Below are 18,689 nucleotides of genomic sequence, written 5' to 3'. Positions count from 1 at the left end.
CGCCGTCGTTCCGCTCGGCAGACCGGCCCGCAAGCAGGTGGCCACGGCGGCCCGTACCCGTGTGACCAGGGATTTCTTGCCGTCGAAGGATGTTCCCGGCCAGATCCCGTTCAGCGGGCTGCCGCCATCGCCGCTCCGGAAGGGATGAGGGCGCCGGATCCGGAGGTGTCGAAGATCACATGCGGATCCGGGCGCCGGAAGCAGGCGTGCGACGACACGCGCAGCAGCAGAGCGGGCGCATGCCGGCCGCCGCCGACGGCCGCCCTGCCCGGGCGGCAGGGCGGCACCCGGCCGGGCGTCAAGCCGGTCGAGCCGAACGCGTCAGCCAGTCGTACGCGGCCCGTGCCGTGAACTCCCGCTGGCCACCTCGCAGCAGCAGCCCGGCAGTGGCGAACTCCGGCGCGTCGGCCTGCGCCGCGACATACGGGATCGCGATGCAGCGCATGCCCGCGGCGTGCGCGGCCGCCGCGCCCGGGGCGGCGTCCTCCAGCACCACGCAGTCGGCCGGGTCCGCGCCGAGCCGGCGGGCCGCCTCCAGGAAGACGTCCGGAGCGGGCTTGCCGTGCGCGACCTCCTCGGCCGAGACGGCGATGCGCAGGTGCGCGTCCAGGCCCGTGCCGGCCAGGATCGCCTCGATCGCCTCGGGTGAGGAGCCGGAGGCCACGGCCATCGGAACGCCTTCGGCCGCCAGCAGTTCGACGAACGCGCGCATCTCGGGGTACGCGTGCGTGGAGGCACGGGCCAGCCCGAGGTAGTGACGGTTCTTGACGCTCAGCAGCTCCTCCACCGGGGCCCGCAGCCGGTACCGCTCCCGCCAGTCGGCGATCGTCTCCCGGGTGCTGATCCCGACGTAACGCTCGTGCTCCGCCCAGGAGAAGTCCGGCACGCCGTACTCGGCGAGGGTCAGCCGGCCCGCCTCGTAGTAGTTCGGCTCGCTGTCCACGAGTGTGCCGTCGAGGTCGAAGACGGCCGAGAGTGTGTCGAGAGTGCTCATGGGGCCCAGGATGCCAAGGCGTCCAGTGCGTCAGGTGCTGTGCCCGAGCCGTCCGGCCGATCGACCCCAGCAAGCGGACCGAGAGCTTTGGTTTAGACCTGGAGGGTTTGGCTGCTAGCGTCGCTCCGGTCGGTGCGAAACCGGTCGGAGACCGGTGGGGACCGGCAGGATCAGCCGCGGACGGCGGAGAACCGGAGGGGATCAGGCGTGACGGACGGCAGACGGCGGGCGTTCATCGGATCGTTCACGGCGGCGGGAGGCCCGGGCATCGTCACCGTCTCTGTCGCCCTCGACGACGGCGCACTGACCGTCCTGGGCGCCCTGAACGATCTGCCCGACCCCTCCTGCCTGACGCTCTCGCCCGACGGGAGGACGCTCTACGCGGTCAGTGAGACGGCCGAAGGGGCCGTGGCCGCATACCGGGTGCCCGGTGCCGGTGCCGGAGACGTACCGGAGCCGGTCGGTTCCCCGGTGACGGTCCATGGGGACGGGCCGACCCACCTCTGCGTCTTCGCCGGACACGTCCTCACCGCCAACTACGGTTCCGGCAGCGTCACCGCCGTCCCCGTCCGCACCGACGGCGGCCTGGGGCGGTCCGCGTCCGGGGTGTTCCGGCACACCGGCTCGGGCCCCCACCCGCAGCGCCAGCAGGGGCCGCACGCCCACCAGGTACTGCCCGACCCGAGCGGCCGCTGGGCGGTCGGCGTCGACCTCGGTACGGACTCGGTGCGGGTGTACACCCTGGCCGACGGCGCTCCGGCGCAGCACCGGGAGGTCGCGCTGCGCCCCGGCTCCGGCCCCCGTCACCTGGCCTTCCACCCGGACGGCGCACGCGCGTACGTCCTCAACGAGCTCAGCCCCACCCTGGTCGTCTGCCGCTGGGACGCCACCGAGGGCGAGCTCCGGCCACTTGCCGAGATCCCGGTCCTGCCCGGCCCCCCGGCGGGCGACGCCTACCCGTCGGGCGTCGCCGTCTCGCCCGACGGGCGCTTCGTGTGGACCGCGACCCGCGGCGAGGACGTGCTGTCGGTTCTCGCGGTCGAGGGGCACGCAGACGGGGGGGCCGGAACGGCCGGGGCGGCCGGAATGGCCGGGTTGCGGCTGACCGCCACCGTGCCCTGCGGCGGTCACTGGCCCCGCGCGCTCACCGAGTCCCGCGGCTTCCTGTACGTCGCGAACGAGCGCTCCGGGGACGTGACCTGGTTCGCGGTCGACCCGGACACGGGCGCACCCCGGCGCGGCGGTGCGATCCCGGTGGCAGCGGCGTCCTGTGTGGTCGTCGACTGAGAGCGGCCCATGAGAGCCGCCCACCTCGGCGGACACAAGCCGAAAAGCCCGCCCCGATGGTCGGAGCGGGCCTTTCGGTGTCGTACGAGCGGATGAGCCGTCCCGGTCAGTGCGCCGGAGTGCTCTGCGCCTGCTGCGGGGCGATGCCCAGCGCGGACGTGTACTTGGCAAGGGCGAGCTTGCCGATCGCCGGGTAGGGGCCCAGCGCCTCGGAGGCGGCGCAGTCGACCTCCTTCGCGGCCTCCTCGACCAGGCTCGCGTCGATCTCGGGACCGATCAGGTACGGCGCGAGAGCCAACTGCTGCGAACCGGAGTTGCGCAACTGCTCGGCCACCGACGCGATCGAACCCTCCTCGTCCAAGGCCGCCGCCATCACCGGCACGGCGAGACGCGCGGCGAGCAGCATGCCGGTGATTCCGGCCGCCTGCACGGCCTCGTCACCGCCCACGGAGGCGAGGATGATGCCGTCCGCGGCGGTCGCCACGGTGAACAGCCGGGCCCGGTCGGCGCGGGCCAGGCCGGCCTCGGACAGCCGCACGTGCAGAGCCTCCGCGAGCAGCGGGTGCGGACCGAGCACATCGGTCAGCTCGGCGGCGACGCGGCTGTCCATCAGCGCCTGACGGACCTGGCGCAGCAGCGAGCTGTCCGGACCGGCGAGCAGCGGCACGACGACGGCGACGGGGCCGTCCGGTTCCTTGACGTCCACGCCGGCGGCGCGAGCCTGCTCGAAGCGGGCGGTGCGCTCCTCGGCGGCGTACGCGAGTACCGCCTGCAGCGTGGGAAACTCCTCGTCGTCTCCGTCGAGGTAACCGATCCGGGCGTCCAGACCGGGGAGCTCGGAACGGGCGATGCTCACGACCTCGTCCGCGAGGGATCGGGTGGCACTGCTCGGAGTACCCGGCACGGCGAGGACGAGCGCGGGCGCGCCCTCGGGAGCCACCAGAGGCTCGGGACGGCGGTGCCGTCCGGGCTGGCGGGGGCGCGGCATTCGTACTGGCAGGCCGGACGCGGGCCCAGTGGGGGTGCTCATGGAGCGGAATGTTAGTGGTTTCCTGGGCTCCTCTGTTCGGGGAGGGTACGTCTGCGAGACATCCATCCGGATATGTCTGATGTGTTATGTGCCGGCATCGGGTGCGGCGATGCCCCCTCCACCTGCCGGACTCGTCACGCACAGCATCTTCTCGTCACCCGGAAGGGTGAACGAACCGGTCGCGAGGTCGGTGGCGATACGCACCGCCCCGTGCAGCGGATTGCCCTCGGCCGTCACCCGCCGAGCCCTCGGCAGCCGTTTCGCCAACTCCTCGCCCAGGGGTACGAGAAGAGGGTCGCCCATGTTGAACAGGCCACCGGTGAGCGCCACCAGAGGCTCGATCGAACCCGAACCCGAACCTGCGCCGGCACCCGAACCCGTGCCGGCACCCGTGCCCGGACCCGTCTCCGGGCAGACGGCCGCCGCCGAGTCGGCCATGTGTCGGGCAGCCGCCCGCAGGATGTCCGCGGCGACGGCGTCATCGGCGGCGCACTCCGCCACCCGGGGAGCGAAGGAGGCGAGGACGGCCGGCCGGTCGGTGCGCGGATACAAGTGGCCGGGCAGTGCGGCCGCCGGGCCGAACATCTCCTCGGCGCACTCCAGCAGCCGGCTGGAGCCGCCGTCCCGTCCGTCATGGGCGCGCAGCGCCGCCTCCAGGCCCGCCCGCCCGATCCACGCGCCGCCGCCGCAGTCGCCGAGCAGATGCCCCCAGCCGTCCGCCCGGCGCCACCCGGCCAGATCGGTGCCGACGGCGATCAGGCCCGTACCGGCGGCGATCACGGCGCCCGGCCGGGACCCCAGAGCGCCGACGTAGGCGGTGACGGCGTCGGCGGCCAGTGCCACACGCCGTACCCCCAGCTCCCGGGTCAGCGCCCCCGGCAGCTCGGCGCGCAGCGCGTCCCCGAGGCTGGCCAGTCCGGCCGCACCGACGGCCGCCGTGTCCAGTCGCCCGATTCCGGCCTCGGCGGCCAGTCCCCTTGCCATGGGCACGAGTTGCTCCATGAGGTGCTCCGGGTCGATCCCTCGGGCACCGGTCCGCACCGGTTCACCGGAAGCACCCCGGGCGAGCGGACCGCGCCCGGCGGCACCGACGACGACACGCAGCCCGGAGCCCCCGGAATCCACGGCGACGAATCCGGGTCCGGCGGACGGAGACACCGCGTTCCCCACCTCCTTGACGACCATGACGCGGAGGAACACTAGCGTCCGGACGCCTTTTCGGCGTAGGGGCCGGGCCGCTTGGTACGGGGTGTCGGTGTGAGCCACTAGAGTGATCCGGCGTGGCACCACGACCCTTGCATGAACTTGTTGAGCCCGGCTGGGCGGAGGCCCTGGAACCGGTGGCCGGACGCATCGCGGCCATGGGGGACTTCCTGCGCGCCGAGGTGGCGGCCGGCCGGACGTACCTCCCGGCGGGAGCGAACGTGCTGCGGGCGTTCCAGCAACCCTTCGACGACGTACGCGTCCTGATCGTCGGTCAGGACCCCTATCCCACACCGGGAATGGCGATCGGCCTGAGCTTCGCGGTCTCGCCGGACGTGCGGTCGCTGCCGGGCAGCCTGGAGAACATCTACCGGGAACTGAACGCGGACCTGGGCCTGCCCAGGCCCGCCAACGGCGATCTGACCCCGTGGACCGAGCAGGGGGTCCTGCTGCTCAACAGGGCGCTCACCACCGCCCCGCGCAAGCCGGCCGCTCACCGGGGCAAGGGCTGGGAGGAGGTCACGGAGCAGGCGATCCGCGCCCTCGCCGCGCGGGGCGGCCCGTTGGTGTCGATCCTGTGGGGCCGGGACGCGCGCAACCTGCGTCCGCTGCTCGGGGACTATCCCGCCATCGAGTCGGCTCATCCCTCGCCGATGTCGGCGGACCGGGGTTTCTTCGGCTCGCGTCCGTTCAGCCGGGCCAACGACTTCCTGGTCCGGCAGGGCGCCGCCCCCGTCGACTGGCGGCTGCCGTCGGCCCAGGAGACGAACACGGCGGTTCAGCAGGGACGTTGACGCGGATTCCCGGGCCCGCCAGGAGGACGACCCCGACGGCCCGAGTCCCGCGGTGCGCATCTGACCGGTCCGCACCGCGGGGCCTCGGATCTCTCCGGCCCTCACCTCCCCAGTCCCCTCAACCCCCTCAGACAACCGCGGCCCGCACGCACAACACGTCCGGCAGATGCGCCGCGAGCTGTTGCCAGCTGTCGCCGTCGTCGGCCGACGCGTACACCTCACCGTTACGGTTGCCGAAGTACACGCCTGCGGGGTCGGCGCCGTCGTGGCACATCGCGTCGCGCAGCACCGTGCCGTAATGGTCCCCCTGTGGCAGGCCCGCGGTGAGCGGCTCCCAGCTCCTGCCCGCGTCCGTGGTGCGGAAGACGCGGCAGCGCCGGTCGGCCGGGACCCGGTCGGAGTCGGCGTTGATCGGGAACACGTACGCCGTGTCACCTTGATGCGGATGCGCCACCACCGCGAAGCCGAACGTCGACGGCAGGCCCTCGCCGATGTCCGTCCACCGCGCGCCCGCGTCGTCGCTGCGGTAGACGCCCCAGTGGTTCTGCAGATACAGCCGGTCCGGTGTCGCCGCGTCCCGGGCGACCTTGTGCACGCACTGCCCGAACTCCGGGTTCGGATCCGGCAGGAACACCGCGGAGACCCCGGAGTTGGAGGGGTCCCAGCTGACGCCGCCGTCGCGGGTGCGGAACACGCCCGCCGTGGACACGGCCACCGTCACCGCACGCGGATCCCGCTCGTCGGTCAGCACGGTGTGCAGACCCTCGCCGCCACCGCCCGGCACCCACTTGGAGCGGGTCGGATGCTCCCACAGCGGGCGGACCAGATCGAAGGTCTCCCCGCGGTCCTCCGAGCGGTAGAGCGCGGCCGGCTCGGTGCCCGCGTACACCACGTCCGGCTCCGCCGCGGCCGGATGAAGCTGCCAGACCCGCTCCAGCGACGCCCCCGTGTCCGTGGGGAACCTGACGGCGGGCCGCGCCGGTTCGGTCCAGGTGCGGCCCAGGTCGTCGGAGTGGAACACGGACGGGCCCCAGTGCGCGCTGTCCCCGCCGACCAGCAGCCGGGGGACCGGGTCCCGGGTGTCGACGGCGATCGAGTACACCGCCTGGGCGTTGAACCAGGGGCTGTCGTCGAACTCCCAGACGCCACCCCGTCGGCGCCCGATGAACAGGCCTTTACGGGTGCCCACGGCGAGCAGTACCTCGGTCATGCCGATCACCTCCGCGACGTCGCCGACGCCTTCGTCGACGCATCCGTTCCGGACACCGGCCAGTGTGCACCCCGCCACTGACAGTCACTTGTGGATCAGGCGTCGTCGCAGGTCGGGCCGGTGCGGCGGCCTACGGGGCTGGAATCGCGCGGTCCACGATCGAGCCCAGGTCGGCCCCGTCGGGCAGCGTGCCGAACGAGTGCCCCCAGTCACCGCCGAGCCGCGTCGCACAGAAGGCGTCGGCGACCGCGGACGGGGCGTGCCGGACGAGGAGGGAGCCCTGGAGGACCAGGGCCAGCTGTTCCACCAGCCGCCGGGCCCCCGCCTGTGAGCCCTCCGACAGACGGCCCTCGAGTCGGCTCACGGCCGCGTCCAGACGGGCGTCCGCCCCGCGGCTGAGCGCGAGTTCGGCGAAGAACGCCTGCGCCGTGGCCGTGTCCCGGCCCAGCGCCCGCAGCACATCGAGGGCGTTGACGTTGCCCGAGCCCTCCCAGATCGACAGCAGCGGGGCCTCACGGTAGTGCCGGGGCATGCCCGACTCCTCGACGTAGCCGTTGCCGCCCAGGCACTCCAGGGCCTCGGCGGTGAAGGCCGGACCCCGTTTGGTGACCCAGTACTTGCCGACGGCGGTCGCGATCCGGCGGAACGCGGCCTCCTGCGCGTCCCCGCGCACCGCGCGATCGGCCGCCCCGGCGAGTCGCAGGGTCAGCGCTGTCGCGGCCTCCGACTCCAGGGCGAGATCGGCCAGCACGTTGCGCATCAGCGGCTGGTCGATCAGCCGGGCCCCGAAGGCACTGCGGTGGCGCACATGGTGCCCTGCCTCGACGAGCGTCTTGCGCATCAGCGCCGCCGACATCATCACGCAGTCCAGCCGGGTGCAGTTGACCATCTCGATGATGGTCTTCACGCCCTGTCCCTCCGGGCCGACCAGCCAGGCGACGGTCCCGTCGAACTCCGGCTCGGAGGACGCGTTGGACCGGTTGCCCAGCTTGTCCTTCAGCCGCTGGATGCGGAACGTGTTGCGTGTGCCGTCCGGCAGGACGCGCGGCAGCAGGAAGCACGACAGGCCTCCCGGAGCCTGCGCCAGCACCAGGAACACGTCGCACATCGGCGCCGACGTGAACCACTTGTGTCCGTGCAGCGTGTACACACCGGGCTCCGCGGTCGGCGTCGCCCTCGTGGTGTTGGTCCGGACGTCGGAGCCGCCCTGCTTCTCCGTCATCCCCATGCCGGCCAGCAGCCCGCGCTTCTCGCCCGGCACCCGCAGGCCCGGCTCGTACTCCCGGCTGGTCAGCAAGGGCTCGTACACCCGAGCCAGCTCCGGCTGCCGGCGCAGGGCGGGTACCGCCGCGTACGTCATGGAGGTCGGGCAGCCGTGCCCCGCGTCCGTGTGCCCCCATACGAGTCCGCCGGCGGTGCGCGCGACATGGGCGCCGGGCCGGTCGTCCGCCCAGGGCGCGCCGGCCAGCCCTTCGGTGACGGCCGTGCGCATCAGGTGGTGCCAGCTCGGATGGAACTCGACCTCGTCGATCCGGTTCCCGTACCGGTCGTGCGTGCGCAGTTCGGGCTCGTGGCGGTTGGCCCGGTCGCTCCACTCCTGCACCCGGGCACTGCCGGCCAGCCTGCCGAGCCGCCGCAGATCCTCCTCCGCCCAACCGGCGCCCTCGCGCCGCACCCCCTCCAGGAGGGCGGTGTCGTCGGAGGCGTCGTAGGGGGTCAGGGGAGCGGGCTGATTCAGGACCTCGTGCGTGGCGTACCCGCGGGGTGCCGCGAGTGCCTTCGGTGCCGCGTGTCCCTCGGGGGAGGCGGCGAGTCCGCCGTGCTGCTCATGCGCGATTGTCGTGGCCATACATCGAGTGTTGCATCATCTCTACGGTTGTAGCAATGATGCAACGCATGTCGTCCGGCAGTGCGCCGCAGGGTGAGCAGCGCGCCGTACAGTACGCATTCATGCGGATGAACGACCCGGAGCGAACCGGTGACCTGCGACTGCGTCCCCTGTCCGCGCGGTCGGTCGTGCTGAGCCTGCTGCTCGGCACGCACCCGCCGCAGCTTCCGGCGCGGGAACTGGGGCGGCTCGTGGAGCGCTTCGGCGTCGGCGGGTCCACGCTGCGGGCCGCCCTCAGCCGGATGGTGGCCGCCGGTGATCTGTTGCGCACCGAAACCGGTGCGGGTTACCGCCTCAGTGACCGGTTGCTCGACCGCCAGACCCGCCAGGACGAGGCCGTACGGCCGAGCACGCGTGCGTGGGACGGCGACTGGGAGATGGTGGTGATCACCGTGACGGGTCGCGGTCCCGCCGAGCGGGCGGATCTGCGTACCCGGCTGGCCGCCCTCCGGCTCGCCGAACTCCGCGAGGGCGTGTGGCTCCGGCCGGCCAACCTGGACCGCCCGCTGTCCGTGCCTCTCGACCGGGTGGCCCAGCGCTACACGGCCCGCCCCGACAGGCCCGCCGCCGACCTGGCCGGGAGTCTGTGGCCGCTGGACGCCTGGGCGGGCACGGCCCGCGCGCTCCTCGCGCACATCGACGGCGTCGACCGCCCCGCCGACCGGCTCGCCGTCTTCGCGGCCGTCGTACGCCACCTGCTCACCGATCCCGTCCTGCCTGCGGCCCTCCTGCCCGCCGACTGGCCGGGCGACGCGCTGCGGGCCGCGTACACCGACTACCGGCGTGAACTCATCGGCGAGATCCGCGCGAGCGTGGGCGGGCCCGGTGGGTCCGGCGAGATCAGTGGGACCAGTGGAACCAGCGGGCGCACCGGTGACAGCGGACCGGGCGGGCGGAGGTAGCGCGGAGGCGGCGGGCGGGGCGCGAAGCGGCGGCCGTACGGAGCACCGCGCGGGGCGCTCCGTACGGCCGCCGCCTCACCGTGGGGAGCCGTTGTGCGGGGAAGGGCTACCTGTAGGTGATGTCGGACGACCCGTACTTGCAGTACGTGCCGTCGGCGTCCGAGCCGTTGGTGCCGGGCTCCTTGCCGGTGTTGTTGCCGATGTACTTCTGGCAGGGGATGATCTTCTTGCTGCTGTCCCCGATGACCGTGATGTTGCGCAGGGTCGCGCTGTCGCCGTAGTTGGTGTTGATCCCGGCGATCCTGCCGCCCTTCCAGTTCACCTCGATCGTGTTGAGGTTGATCGTGCGCTTGTACTGCGTGGAGCAGTTGCCGCAGGAGCGCACGAAGGTGCCGAAGTTCTTGACCGCGAAGTTCGACACGTTCAGCGTTCCGGCGCCGTTGAACTGGAACACCTTGTCGCTGGCTTCCTTCGCCCCGCCGCCGCTGACGGTGTAGACCGATGACGACGACTTGCCCTTGAAGGTCGCCGCGTCCTCGCCGACGTCCTCCCACCACACGTTCTGCAGCGTGCAGGACCCCTTGCAGTGGACGCCGTCGGCGGCCGGGGCGCCGAGGACGACGTTCTTCAGGACCGCGCCGTCCGCCAGCTCCAGGATCGGGCCCTGGTCCTCGTCCTGGCTGCCGGAGCCCAGGGCGCCGGTGCCGTAGAGGCGCTTCATCCCGTAGTCCTTGGTGCCGGACACCGAGATGGTGGAGGAGACCCCCTCGCTGCCGTTGGGGGTCGGCCAGGTGGCGGCGCCGGCCGGGGAGGCGCCTGCTGTCATAAGCATGCCAACCGAGAGCCCGAGGGTGGCCAGTGCGCCGGTCAGCGCCCGCCCGTGGGCGCGCGGTGTTGTCACCGAAGTCATGTTCCGGTTCCTTCTGTCGTGATGTGGGGGTGTCGGCGACGCGGGGGTGCGGAGGTGCCGTGGGTGTGCGAGGTTCACGTCGCTGAACGGAACGTAGAGGGAAAGCGCTTTCTGGTCAACGCCCCGTACGGCAGGTATTCGGCCATCTGCAGCGGCAGTGAGCGCGTTCTCCAGTGGAGAGGTGAGGGCGTCGTGGCCCCGGCTCCTCGGCCGCACGGCCGAAGTGGCACCCGCTCCGCTGACAGGGTGCCCTCCACCGGTCGGGGTGCGTGTTCGTCCGTAGGGAAAGTGCTCACGTGGTTACGTTGCGAGCGTGCTTGAGGAGTCTTTCCTTCATCTTTCCGATCGTTCTCCGGCGGACGGTGCCGTGTCCGTGCGGCCTGCCTGGGAGGTGCGCGAAGGGGAGCACACGACGCGCTGGTTCGATGTGCGGCTGACCTTCGCGGACGGAGCCGGGGTCGAGGCGCTCGCGATGGTGTCCGGGCACAGCGTCTGCGTCGAGGACGTACGGGCCCGGCCCGCGCTGTCGCTGGAGGACCTGGCGCTGTTCGCCGACTGGATCGAGGGGCCGCTCGCGCGGGCCTGCGGCACCGAGGACGAACCGGCCGCCGGTGCCCCGTCCGGTACGGGGGAGCGGCGGACCCGCGTGGTCGGGCCGCAGGAACCCGTGGGAAGGCGCTTCGTGGCGCGGGAGTACCGCGCGGCCCAGGAGGAAGGTGCCGACCCGGTGCTCGCCGTGATGTGCGCGACCGGATACAGCCGGCGCGGGGCGCTGCGGGTCATCGGCCGGGCACGTGACGCGGGCCTGCTGAGCCCGCGTCACACCCGGCGGTGAACGGCTCCGACGCGGGCGTCACAGGAGATCGCGCATCCGCGTGATCTCGCTCGTCTGCTGGGCGACCACGTCGTCGGCCATCTCCTCGATCTGGATGTTGTTGCCCTGCGCCTTCACGTCCGTGGCCATGGTGATCGCCCCCTCGTGATGGGTGATCATCAGTGTGAGGAAGAGCTGGTCGAAGGCCTTCCCCTCGGCCGCGCGCAGGTTCTTGAGCTGGGCCGGGGTCGCCATTCCGGGCATCGCCGCGTGGTCGTGGTTGTGCTCGTCGGCCTTCTCGGTCTTCTTGTGCGTCGTCAGCCAGCCCTCCATCGCCTTGATCTCCGGCTGCTGCGCGGCCGCGATCCGCTCGGCCAGCTTGACGATCTTCGGCGACTCGGCGCGGTCCGGGACGAGTTCGGTCATCTCCAGGGCCTGGGAGTGGTGCTCGATCATCATGCGGGTGTAGGAGACGTCCGCGGAGTTGGGGGAGTCGTCCTCGGCGCGCTGCTCTGCGGCCTCCGCGGCCGACAACGTCCGGTTCGGCTGTCCGGGCTCGCCCGGTGCGATCACCGAAGGCCCCTTGGCGGCAGCCGACTTGGCGTCGTCCGTATCGGAGTCGCAGCCCGCGAGCCCGAGTACGACCAGGGCGGTCAGCCCGGTCGCGACGACGGACACGCGTGACACACGGCGGAAGAGCACGGGACCTCCTGTGGCTGGGGGACCCCTCTGGGGAGGGTTGCGGGACACCTCGTGAGTGCCGACGACTGTCCTAGCACGCTTCCGCGCGGCAGTGAGCAGAAAACTTCGTTGCGAGTGCGTTGCCCACTGTTGTTATGTGCATGATCAGGAAGATACTGCCGGTGCACCACCCGTTCCGAGTCGAACGGTACAAGGGAGGAAAGACAGTGATCCTGTTGAAAGATCCCCGAACCCGGCGCAGACGGCTGGGAGTCGTCGCAGCGGCCGGGGGACTGCTGGCCGCGCTGCTCACCGCCGCACCGGCCGCGGCGATCCCCGACCCCGGGGACGAGCCGACCGCCCCGAAGGAGATGTCCCGAAGCGCGCAGGCCGAGGCGCGTGAGGCCATCGAGAGCGGCGAGATACCCGCCCAGGACGAGGTCGTCCGCTCCGACAACATCCGGCACGTGGCCAACATCCCCAAGGACGCGCTGACCGGATTCAACTCGGACCTGGCGTTCCAGGGCCGGTACGCCTTCGCGGGCAACTACGACGGCTTCCGCATCTTCGACATCAGCAACCCGAAGTCACCGAAGACGGTGGCCCAGGTGCTGTGCCCCGGCTCCCAGAACGACATCTCCGTCTCCGGTGACCTGCTGTTCCTCTCCACCGACTCCTCGCGCAGCGACAGCAGTTGCAACAGCACCACGCAACCGGCGACCGAGAAGTCCTCGTGGGAGGGCATGAAGGTCTTCGACATCAGCGACAAGCGGAACCCGCGCTACGTCGCGGCCGTCGAGACCGCCTGCGGCTCGCACACCCACACGCTGGTGCCCGAGCGCAAGAACGTCTACATCTACGTCTCCTCGTACTCGCCGAACGCCGCCTACCCCGACTGCCAGCCGCCGCACGACGGCATCTCCGTCATCAAGGTGCCGCGCAAGGCCCCGCACAAGGCGGCGGTGGTCGAATTCCCGGTGCTGTTCCCCGGTGAGGGGCCGGACGGCGGCGGAAACCCGGGCGCGCCCACCAACCCGGGCGTCTCCAAGACCACGGGCTGCCACGACATCACCGTGCTGCCGTCCGAGGACCTCGCCGCCGGTGCCTGCATGGGCGACGGCATCCTGTTCTCCATCAAGAACCCCGAGCGCCCCAAGGTGATCGACCGGGTGCAGGACAACGTCAACTTCGCCTTCTGGCACTCGGCGACCTTCAACCAGCGGGCCGACAAGGTCGTGTTCACCGATGAGTTGGGCGGCGGTGGCGCCGCCACCTGCAATGCGGCCGTCGGACCGGACCGGGGCGCGGACGGCATCTACGACATCGTCGGCAAGGGCGACAAACGCCGGCTCGTCTTCCGCAGCTACTTCAAGATTCCCCGTCACCAGGCGGACACCGAGAACTGTGTGGCCCACAACGGCTCGTTGATCCCGGTCAAGGGCAAGGACATCCTGGTCCAGGCCTGGTACCAGGGCGGCGTCTCCGTCTGGGACTTCACCGATTCCTCGAAGCCGAAGGAGATCGCCTACTTCGAGCGGGGTCCGCTGGCCACCGACCGGATCGTCACCGGCGGCTCCTGGTCGGCGTACTACTACAACGGCTACATCTACTCGAACGACATCGAGAAGGGCCTCGACGTCCTGAGGATCGACGACCGGCGCACGGACCCGGCCGACAGGATCCAGCTGCGCGAGCTCAACCCGCAGACGCAGCCTGACTACTTCGACGACAGGGACTAGGACCTGTCCGGGGCGGGGCGGCGGGGTGGGGCTGAGGGTCCCGGGGCCGGCTCGGTCGCGAAGAACCGCGACACATCCGTCCGGTCCGACGCGCCCGTTCCGCCGGCCGCGTCCGTCCGGTCCGTTCCGTCCGTCCGACCGGTCCGGTCCGACGCACCCGTCCCGCCCGGCACCTCGGTGCCGGGCGGGACACCCAGCTCCCAGTCGAGCCGGTAGCGCTTGAACAGCTCCGTGCGCAGTGCCTCGACGGGCATCGGCGCACCCGGCAGCAGGGCCGAGAACACGGCGCCCATCAGCAGGGCGCGCAACATCGAGTAGTCGCTGTCGACCTCGCTGGAGCCGTGCCGGGCGACGGTGTCGCTGAGTAGTTCGGCCAGGCGCCGCTGCTCGGGGCAGGGCAGGAAACCCTCGGCCTGCAGCAGTCCGGCCATGTGCTGGCGCATCAGTACGGGGCGGTCGCGGGCCAGGCCCAGGATCGCGTCGATGGCCCGCGCCATCCGCTCCCGCCCGTCGTCGGTGCGCGGTTCGCGCTCCAGCGCCTCCTCCAGTGTCCGGTGCATCAGCCGGTGCACCGCGGACTGCACCAGGTGGCGCTTCCCCGGGAAGTAGTACGAGACCAGACCCCGGGCGGACCCCGCGCGGTCGGCGATGTCGCCGAGCGTCGTCGCCTCGTATCCGCGCTCGCTCACCACCTCGACGGCGGCTTGCAGAAGCCGTTCCTTCGAACGCCTCCGCAATTCTTCATTGACCGAGGGGCTGCGCGGGGACATGCTGGACTCCTGCGTTGACTGGCTGGCAGCCAACTATACTCAACGCGTCCGGCCGGATCCCCTGGTGGGTCCACTCCGGGCTGCCGTTCTCCTCGGGCGACGCGGGGGATCGCCCGAGGAGAACGGCGCTGACGAGATGCCCCCTCCCGCCCTGCGGGCGACCGCCCGGGCCGTTGTGGTGCGTCCGGCCCTCGTGCGTCCCGCCGGACCGGCACCGGGAAGTGGTCACGGAGGTCCCGCGGGAGATTTCCGGGAGACGCGGACCGTGCGGTCTCACGGGTGTCGACGCCGGTGGACGCGCACCGCCACGGCCACGACCAGGGCGCCGAAGAGCCACCCCCCGAGCACGTCCGTAGCCCAGTGGACGCCGAGCCAGACGCGGGTGAGACCGACGCCGGCCACCGAGAGCGCCGCCACGGTCGCGGCCCACACCCACACGGTCCGGCTCACACCGTGCCGGTGCAGGAGCCACAGCAGGAGACCGAGGACGACGGTGGCGGTCATGGCGTGGCCCGACGGGAAGGCCGCGTAGTGGGCCGAGTCGACCGGGTTCGCCCACACCGGGCGGGCGCGGCCCACCGCCGCCTTGAGGACCTGCTGCAGCACCGTCCCCACGGCGCAGGTCACCACAAGCCACACCGCGGTCCAGCGGGCCGCGTACCGGAACACCAGCAGCAGTGCGACCGCCCCGGCCAGCAGGCGCATGGTCCACGGGTCCCAGACCCAGTCCGTCAGGACGCGGGCCGTCTGCGTCAGCCCCGGCTCTTCGACCGCCCAGCGGTGCGTGGTACGGGCGATGTCGCCGTCCACACCGGTCAGCGGGCGCCACTCGGTGCCGACCAGGATCAGCAGCACCACCGAGCACAGAGCCGGTACACCGAGGGACAGGACAGCCAGGCGGTGCCGGTGCTCCGGTGGCCGGGGCGGCGATTCGAGGTCGGGGGGAGACATGTGGGGGGAGTGCATGAGGCGATCCTCGCCGACCGCCGGGGCCCGGGGCCAACACCGACGCCCCGATCGCCCGGGAGCCCTGAAGCGAAGAGGGCTTCAGCGTATGCCTCCGAGCAGTCCTACTCCAGCGCCCGCAGCCCGGGGGCGAACGCGACCAGGATCGGGATCACCGGAACCAGTGACGCCACGGCCGTCAGCCGCAGCCCCGCCGTGAGCCGGTCCGGCCAGGGGGCCCGCGCGAGCAGTCTGGGACCGACGACGGCGGTCAGGGCACCGAGCAGCAGCGCCACGGGGAGCATCATGCGGCCGGCCCATGAGCGCGGAGGACTTTCGGGTACGGCCCATCGGGCACAGTGACGCGGGCGACGGTCCCGCTCGTCGGCCCGCGGCCGGCCGCCCCGCCTCACATCGTCAGCAGCATCGCCACCATCGCGATCCCCATGGACAGCCGGCACGCCCGCGCCAGCTCGGGCCGGTCCCCCCAGCCCGAAGCTCCGGAAGGCCCCGCGCCGGTGGCCGCCAAGTGCTCCGGCGCGGCGGCCACCGGTACCAGCCGTACGCCCGTCACCAGCACGTACCCGGCGAAGTACAGCAGCAGGAGCCCGGTCAGCGCGGGTATGCCCGCGCCGCCGTGTCCGTGCTCCCCGCTGGGGGAGGCGGCCATCACCACCGCCATGTAGGCCATGGCCCCGGCGCCCACCGGATGGTGCAGATGGCGCGGGCTCCCACGCCCTGCCCACAGGGCCTGCACCGCGGCCGCGCCGAACACCACCGCACAGGCGGGCCACGCCCACGAGGGCGGGGTGAACACCGCCGCCGGTACGGCCATCGCGGCCATGCCGAAACCCATCAGCGCCTCACCGCCCGCAGCGCGGCGCTGCTCCTCGACGCTGCTGCGCATCCGCAGCAGACAGTAGGCGCCGGTCGCCGCGCAGAGCGCGACCAGCAACCAGCCGAACGACGCCGGTCCGTGCACGCGCACCTCCCCCGGACCCGCTCCACGGTCGGTCAAGGCATGCCCCCGCCCGGCGGTGTGCACGCGGGCGCACAGGCGTACACGGGGAGCATTTGGGGGAGCAGCGCAGGTCACGTAGATGTTTTACGAGTAAAAGACCTGGTAGCGTTGTACGACATGAGCAGTGCGACCCCCCGTCCCACCCCGAACCCCACCCCCACGCCGAAGCCCCGGCGCTTCCCGCTGGTCGACGTACTGCGCGTCGGACGGCCCTCCAACATCTGGTTCAAGCCCGCCTTCAGCGTGGTGGCCGCGGTCGCACCGCCCAACCTGATCCTGGTCGCCCTCGGCCGACTGGACCTCGCCGCCTACACCATGGCCGGCTCCCTGTGCGCCCTCTACGCCCACAACCGTCCGTACGCCGCCCGCGCCAAGGCGCTCGCGGGCGTGGTGCTCGGCATGGTCGGCAGTCTCGCCGTGGCCCTGGTCGCCGCCTCACTCACCAGCGACGCCGTGGTCCTGGTCGCCATCGGCGCCCTGTTGGCCGCCGTGCAGAAAGTGCTGTGCGACGTCACGCGCATCGGCCCGCCCGGCAACGTGATCCTCACCTTCGTCAGCTCCGCCTCGCTGTTCGTCCCCCAGACCCTCGGGCAGGTCCCCGGCCACCTCGCACTGGCAGCGGTGGCCGGGGTCTGGGCCTGGCTGGTCGGCATGGCACCCGTACTGGTCCGGCCGCACGGCCCCGAGCGCCGGGCCACCGCCGACGCACTGAACGCCACCGCCGCGTACGCCGAGACCGGCGGCACCGGCGACGGCCACGCACGGGCCCGTGCCGCCGCCTACGCCGCCGTGCAGGCCGCCTGGCAGTGCCTGCTCCTCACCGGAACCCGCTCCGTCGCCACCCGCCGGGCCCTCGAACGGCTGGTCGTCCGCGCCGAGATCGCGCTCGCCGCGCCGGCGGAGGCCGACCCCGCGCGGTTGCGCGCCCAGGCCCGTGAGCTGCGCGGCACGGGCCGTGTCCCGGGCGCCGACGCCCCCCGCTCGGGTGCCGACGAACTCCTCGGTGTGGCCGCCGAGCGCGCCATCCCCCACCGCTCCCTGTGGTCCCGGCTGGGACCGCTCACCCCCATCGCCGTACGCACCGTCCTCGGCTGCGGCCTCGCCGGGTACGCCTCCCTGGCCATCGGGATCGGACGGCCCTACTGGGCCCTGACCACCGCCGCGGCGCTCTACCAGGCCAACATCACCCTCACCTGGAGCCGGACCGTGCAGCGGGTCTTCGGCAACCTCGTCGGCGTGCTGATCTTCGCGGCCGTCGCCCCGATCGCCGACCTGGGACCGCTCGCCCTCGTCCTGTGCTGCCTCGTCTTCAACTTCGGGGCCGAAGCGCTCATCGGCCGCAACTATTGGCTCGGCAGCGTCTGCGTCACCCCGCTGGCCCTGCTCATCACCGAGTTCCCCGGCTACCAGGCGGCCGGCCCCCTGATCACCGATCGTGTGGTGGACACCCTGGTCGGCGCGCTGGTCGGCTTCGCCGCCGCCCTGGCCGTCACCAACCGGCGGGCGGGCAACCGCGTCGCGACGGCGCTCAGCACGGCCGGCCTCCGGCGCGAACACGCGGCCCGGCTCCTGACCGACCCGCAGGCCGACCCCGCCGCCCTGGAGACCGCCCGGCGCGGCCTGGCCGCCGCCCTCGTCGACCTGCGGGCCGCCGCCGACGCGGCCGCGGGCGAATGGTGGCTCCGCACGCTGCCGCAGGAACACGTCGTGCTCGCCGAGCGGGAGGGGCACCGTACGCTCGCGGCGACGGTACGACGCCAGAGGCTGCTGACCGACCCCGGCGAGGCCCCGAACCCCGGCACGGACATGAACCCGGGTACGGATCCGGGCACGAACACGAAGGACATACGGCCATGACGGCGACCGAACGGCTCCCGGCCGACGCAGGACTTCAGCTCGAGGAAGGACTTCCCACCGACGGGGGGCTCCCGGCCGACGCGGGGAACCCGCCCGGCGAGGGGCTTCCGGCGGCAGGCGGCGACACCGTGGCCGCGGTGGTCCGGCAGTGGCGGGCCGTGTACCCCGGCCTCGACACCGGACCCATGGAGGTCATCGGGCGCATCAACCGCTGTGCCGCCCTGCTCCAGCAGGCCGAGGACGCCCCGCTGAGCCGGGCGGGACTGACCCGCCCCGAGTTCGACCTGCTCGGCGCGCTGCGTCGCACCGGACGCGAACTGACGCCGGGCGAACTGGCACGCGAGACCTTCTCCTCCGGCGCCGCCGTCACCAAACGCCTCAAACAGCTCACCGGGCGCGGCCTGGTGGAACGCCGCGGCGACCCGCGCGACCGCCGCATGGCCCGGGTCCGCCTCACCGACGCCGGACAGGGCGTCGTCGACGGCATCATGCCCGCGCAACTCGCCTACGAGAACGCCGCGCTCTCCGGTCTGGGCGGGCCGGATCTCGGAGAGCTGGCCGCGCTGCTCGGCGGGCTGCTGGGGCAGCTGGAAGGACGCCTGAGCGCCGTACAGGTGTGACGCGGCCCTCGCGCCCCTCCCGGT

18 protein-coding genes are annotated in these 18,689 nt (G+C 72.4%); 7 read left to right on the top strand and 11 right to left on the bottom strand.

Going from position 1 to position 18,689, the window contains the following annotated elements; all coding sequences use genetic code 11:
* Positions 1–298: 298 nt before the first annotated feature.
* Positions 299–994 (bottom strand): HAD family phosphatase, encoded by a 696-nt coding sequence (locus AB0I73_RS02260; RefSeq protein WP_363032863.1) that lies wholly within the window; start codon positions 992–994, stop codon positions 299–301.
* 207 nt (positions 995–1,201) lie between these two features.
* Between AB0I73_RS02260 and AB0I73_RS02255 the strand changes: the two genes are divergently transcribed.
* Positions 1,202–2,281, top strand: coding sequence for a lactonase family protein (locus AB0I73_RS02255; RefSeq protein WP_363032861.1), 1,080 nt, complete (start codon positions 1,202–1,204; stop codon positions 2,279–2,281).
* 106 nt (positions 2,282–2,387) lie between these two features.
* Here AB0I73_RS02255 and AB0I73_RS02250 read toward each other — a convergent pair whose 3' ends face one another.
* Positions 2,388–3,311, bottom strand: a complete 924-nt coding sequence (locus AB0I73_RS02250; protein WP_363032859.1) for a hypothetical protein — start codon at positions 3,309–3,311, stop codon at positions 2,388–2,390.
* A gap of 84 nt (positions 3,312–3,395) precedes the next feature.
* Positions 3,396–4,496, bottom strand: a complete 1,101-nt coding sequence (locus AB0I73_RS02245) for a BadF/BadG/BcrA/BcrD ATPase family protein (RefSeq protein WP_363032857.1) — start codon at positions 4,494–4,496, stop codon at positions 3,396–3,398.
* A gap of 95 nt (positions 4,497–4,591) precedes the next feature.
* On the opposite strand from AB0I73_RS02245, the gene AB0I73_RS02240 reads away from it, so the two are divergent.
* Positions 4,592–5,308, top strand: a complete 717-nt coding sequence (locus tag AB0I73_RS02240) for a uracil-DNA glycosylase (RefSeq protein ID WP_363032855.1) — start codon at positions 4,592–4,594, stop codon at positions 5,306–5,308.
* A 127-nt stretch (positions 5,309–5,435) separates the two neighbouring features.
* Here the strand turns inward: AB0I73_RS02240 and AB0I73_RS02235 are convergent, their stop codons facing one another.
* Both AB0I73_RS02235 and AB0I73_RS02230 read right to left on the bottom strand, forming a co-directional pair.
* Positions 5,436–6,596: an exo-alpha-sialidase gene (locus AB0I73_RS02235; RefSeq protein ID WP_363032853.1), complete on the bottom strand. Its 1,161-nt coding sequence runs from the start codon at positions 6,594–6,596 to the stop codon at positions 5,436–5,438.
* A gap of 52 nt (positions 6,597–6,648) precedes the next feature.
* Positions 6,649–8,367, bottom strand: a complete 1,719-nt coding sequence (locus AB0I73_RS02230; protein ID WP_363032851.1) for a DNA alkylation response protein — start codon at positions 8,365–8,367, stop codon at positions 6,649–6,651.
* Between the two features lie 101 nt (positions 8,368–8,468).
* Here AB0I73_RS02230 and AB0I73_RS02225 point away from each other — a divergent pair, with 101 nt between their 5' ends.
* Complete coding sequence (locus tag AB0I73_RS02225) at positions 8,469–9,308, top strand: PaaX family transcriptional regulator C-terminal domain-containing protein (RefSeq protein WP_363032963.1); 840 nt, start codon at positions 8,469–8,471, stop codon at positions 9,306–9,308.
* A 106-nt stretch (positions 9,309–9,414) separates the two neighbouring features.
* Here AB0I73_RS02225 and AB0I73_RS02220 read toward each other — a convergent pair whose 3' ends face one another.
* Positions 9,415–10,218: a pectate lyase gene (locus AB0I73_RS02220; protein ID WP_363032849.1), complete on the bottom strand. Its 804-nt coding sequence runs from the start codon at positions 10,216–10,218 to the stop codon at positions 9,415–9,417.
* Between the two features lie 367 nt (positions 10,219–10,585).
* Between AB0I73_RS02220 and AB0I73_RS02215 the strand changes: the two genes are divergently transcribed.
* Positions 10,586–11,053 (top strand): DUF6214 family protein, encoded by a 468-nt coding sequence (locus AB0I73_RS02215; RefSeq protein WP_363032847.1) that lies wholly within the window; start codon positions 10,586–10,588, stop codon positions 11,051–11,053.
* An 18-nt stretch (positions 11,054–11,071) separates the two neighbouring features.
* Here the strand turns inward: AB0I73_RS02215 and AB0I73_RS02210 are convergent, their stop codons facing one another.
* A complete protein-coding gene (locus tag AB0I73_RS02210; RefSeq protein WP_363032845.1) occupies positions 11,072–11,734 on the bottom strand; it encodes a DUF305 domain-containing protein in 663 nt (220 codons plus the stop codon).
* A gap of 206 nt (positions 11,735–11,940) precedes the next feature.
* On the opposite strand from AB0I73_RS02210, the gene AB0I73_RS02205 reads away from it, so the two are divergent.
* Complete coding sequence (locus AB0I73_RS02205) at positions 11,941–13,452, top strand: hypothetical protein (RefSeq protein ID WP_363032843.1); 1,512 nt, start codon at positions 11,941–11,943, stop codon at positions 13,450–13,452.
* On the opposite strand, the gene AB0I73_RS02200 is transcribed toward AB0I73_RS02205, so the two are convergent.
* The 4 genes from AB0I73_RS02200 to AB0I73_RS02185 all read right to left on the bottom strand — a co-directional run bounded on the left by AB0I73_RS02200 (position 13,449) and on the right by AB0I73_RS02185 (position 16,149).
* Complete coding sequence (locus AB0I73_RS02200) at positions 13,449–14,222, bottom strand: helix-turn-helix domain-containing protein (RefSeq protein ID WP_363032841.1); 774 nt, start codon at positions 14,220–14,222, stop codon at positions 13,449–13,451. The genes AB0I73_RS02205 and AB0I73_RS02200 overlap by 4 nt on opposite strands.
* 273 nt (positions 14,223–14,495) lie before the next feature.
* Positions 14,496–15,188 carry a phosphatase PAP2 family protein gene (locus tag AB0I73_RS02195; RefSeq protein ID WP_363032839.1) on the bottom strand — a complete coding sequence of 231 codons (693 nt, stop codon included), beginning with the start codon at positions 15,186–15,188 and terminating at the stop codon, positions 14,496–14,498.
* 104 nt (positions 15,189–15,292) lie between these two features.
* The gene (locus AB0I73_RS02190) at positions 15,293–15,475 is read right to left on the bottom strand and encodes a hypothetical protein (RefSeq protein ID WP_363032837.1); all 183 of its coding nucleotides are present in this window, start codon (positions 15,473–15,475) and stop codon (positions 15,293–15,295) included.
* A 101-nt stretch (positions 15,476–15,576) separates the two neighbouring features.
* A complete protein-coding gene (locus tag AB0I73_RS02185; RefSeq protein ID WP_363032835.1) occupies positions 15,577–16,149 on the bottom strand; it encodes a DUF5134 domain-containing protein in 573 nt (190 codons plus the stop codon).
* A gap of 156 nt (positions 16,150–16,305) precedes the next feature.
* Here AB0I73_RS02185 and AB0I73_RS02180 point away from each other — a divergent pair, with 156 nt between their 5' ends.
* Together AB0I73_RS02180 and AB0I73_RS02175 are read left to right on the top strand one after the other, a co-directional pair.
* A complete protein-coding gene (locus AB0I73_RS02180) occupies positions 16,306–18,045 on the top strand; it encodes an FUSC family protein (protein ID WP_363032833.1) in 1,740 nt (579 codons plus the stop codon).
* Positions 18,042–18,665, top strand: coding sequence for a MarR family transcriptional regulator (locus AB0I73_RS02175; protein ID WP_363032831.1), 624 nt, complete (start codon positions 18,042–18,044; stop codon positions 18,663–18,665). The genes AB0I73_RS02180 and AB0I73_RS02175 overlap by 4 nt, the downstream gene beginning before the upstream one ends.
* Positions 18,666–18,689 lie beyond the last annotated feature (24 nt).

The sequence above is a fragment of the Streptomyces sp. NPDC050388 genome, assembly GCF_040655635.1.
GTDB lineage: Bacteria > Actinomycetota > Actinomycetes > Streptomycetales > Streptomycetaceae > Streptomyces.
The sequence above is the reverse complement of the archived record's forward strand: the minus strand, read 5'-3'. Positions and strand labels throughout refer to the sequence as shown.

What these genes read in the sequence shown, in the direction of transcription:
- AB0I73_RS02260 (WP_363032863.1), bottom strand. Translation starts at nt 994, where the DNA reads ATGAGCACTCTCGACACACTCTCGGCCGTCTTCGACCTCGACGGCACA.
- AB0I73_RS02250 (WP_363032859.1), bottom strand. Translation starts at nt 3,311, where the DNA reads ATGAGCACCCCCACTGGGCCCGCGTCCGGCCTGCCAGTACGAATGCCG.
- AB0I73_RS02245 (WP_363032857.1), bottom strand. Translation starts at nt 4,496, where the DNA reads ATGGTCGTCAAGGAGGTGGGGAACGCGGTGTCTCCGTCCGCCGGACCC.
- AB0I73_RS02230 (WP_363032851.1), bottom strand. Translation starts at nt 8,367, where the DNA reads ATGGCCACGACAATCGCGCATGAGCAGCACGGCGGACTCGCCGCCTCC.
- AB0I73_RS02225 (WP_363032963.1), top strand. Translation starts at nt 8,469, where the DNA reads ATGCGGATGAACGACCCGGAGCGAACCGGTGACCTGCGACTGCGTCCC.
- AB0I73_RS02220 (WP_363032849.1), bottom strand. Translation starts at nt 10,218, where the DNA reads ATGACTTCGGTGACAACACCGCGCGCCCACGGGCGGGCGCTGACCGGC.
- AB0I73_RS02200 (WP_363032841.1), bottom strand. Translation starts at nt 14,222, where the DNA reads ATGTCCCCGCGCAGCCCCTCGGTCAATGAAGAATTGCGGAGGCGTTCG.
- AB0I73_RS02195 (WP_363032839.1), bottom strand. Translation starts at nt 15,188, where the DNA reads ATGCACTCCCCCCACATGTCTCCCCCCGACCTCGAATCGCCGCCCCGG.
- AB0I73_RS02190 (WP_363032837.1), bottom strand. Translation starts at nt 15,475, where the DNA reads ATGATGCTCCCCGTGGCGCTGCTGCTCGGTGCCCTGACCGCCGTCGTC.
- AB0I73_RS02180 (WP_363032833.1), top strand. Translation starts at nt 16,306, where the DNA reads ATGAGCAGTGCGACCCCCCGTCCCACCCCGAACCCCACCCCCACGCCG.
- AB0I73_RS02175 (WP_363032831.1), top strand. Translation starts at nt 18,042, where the DNA reads ATGACGGCGACCGAACGGCTCCCGGCCGACGCAGGACTTCAGCTCGAG.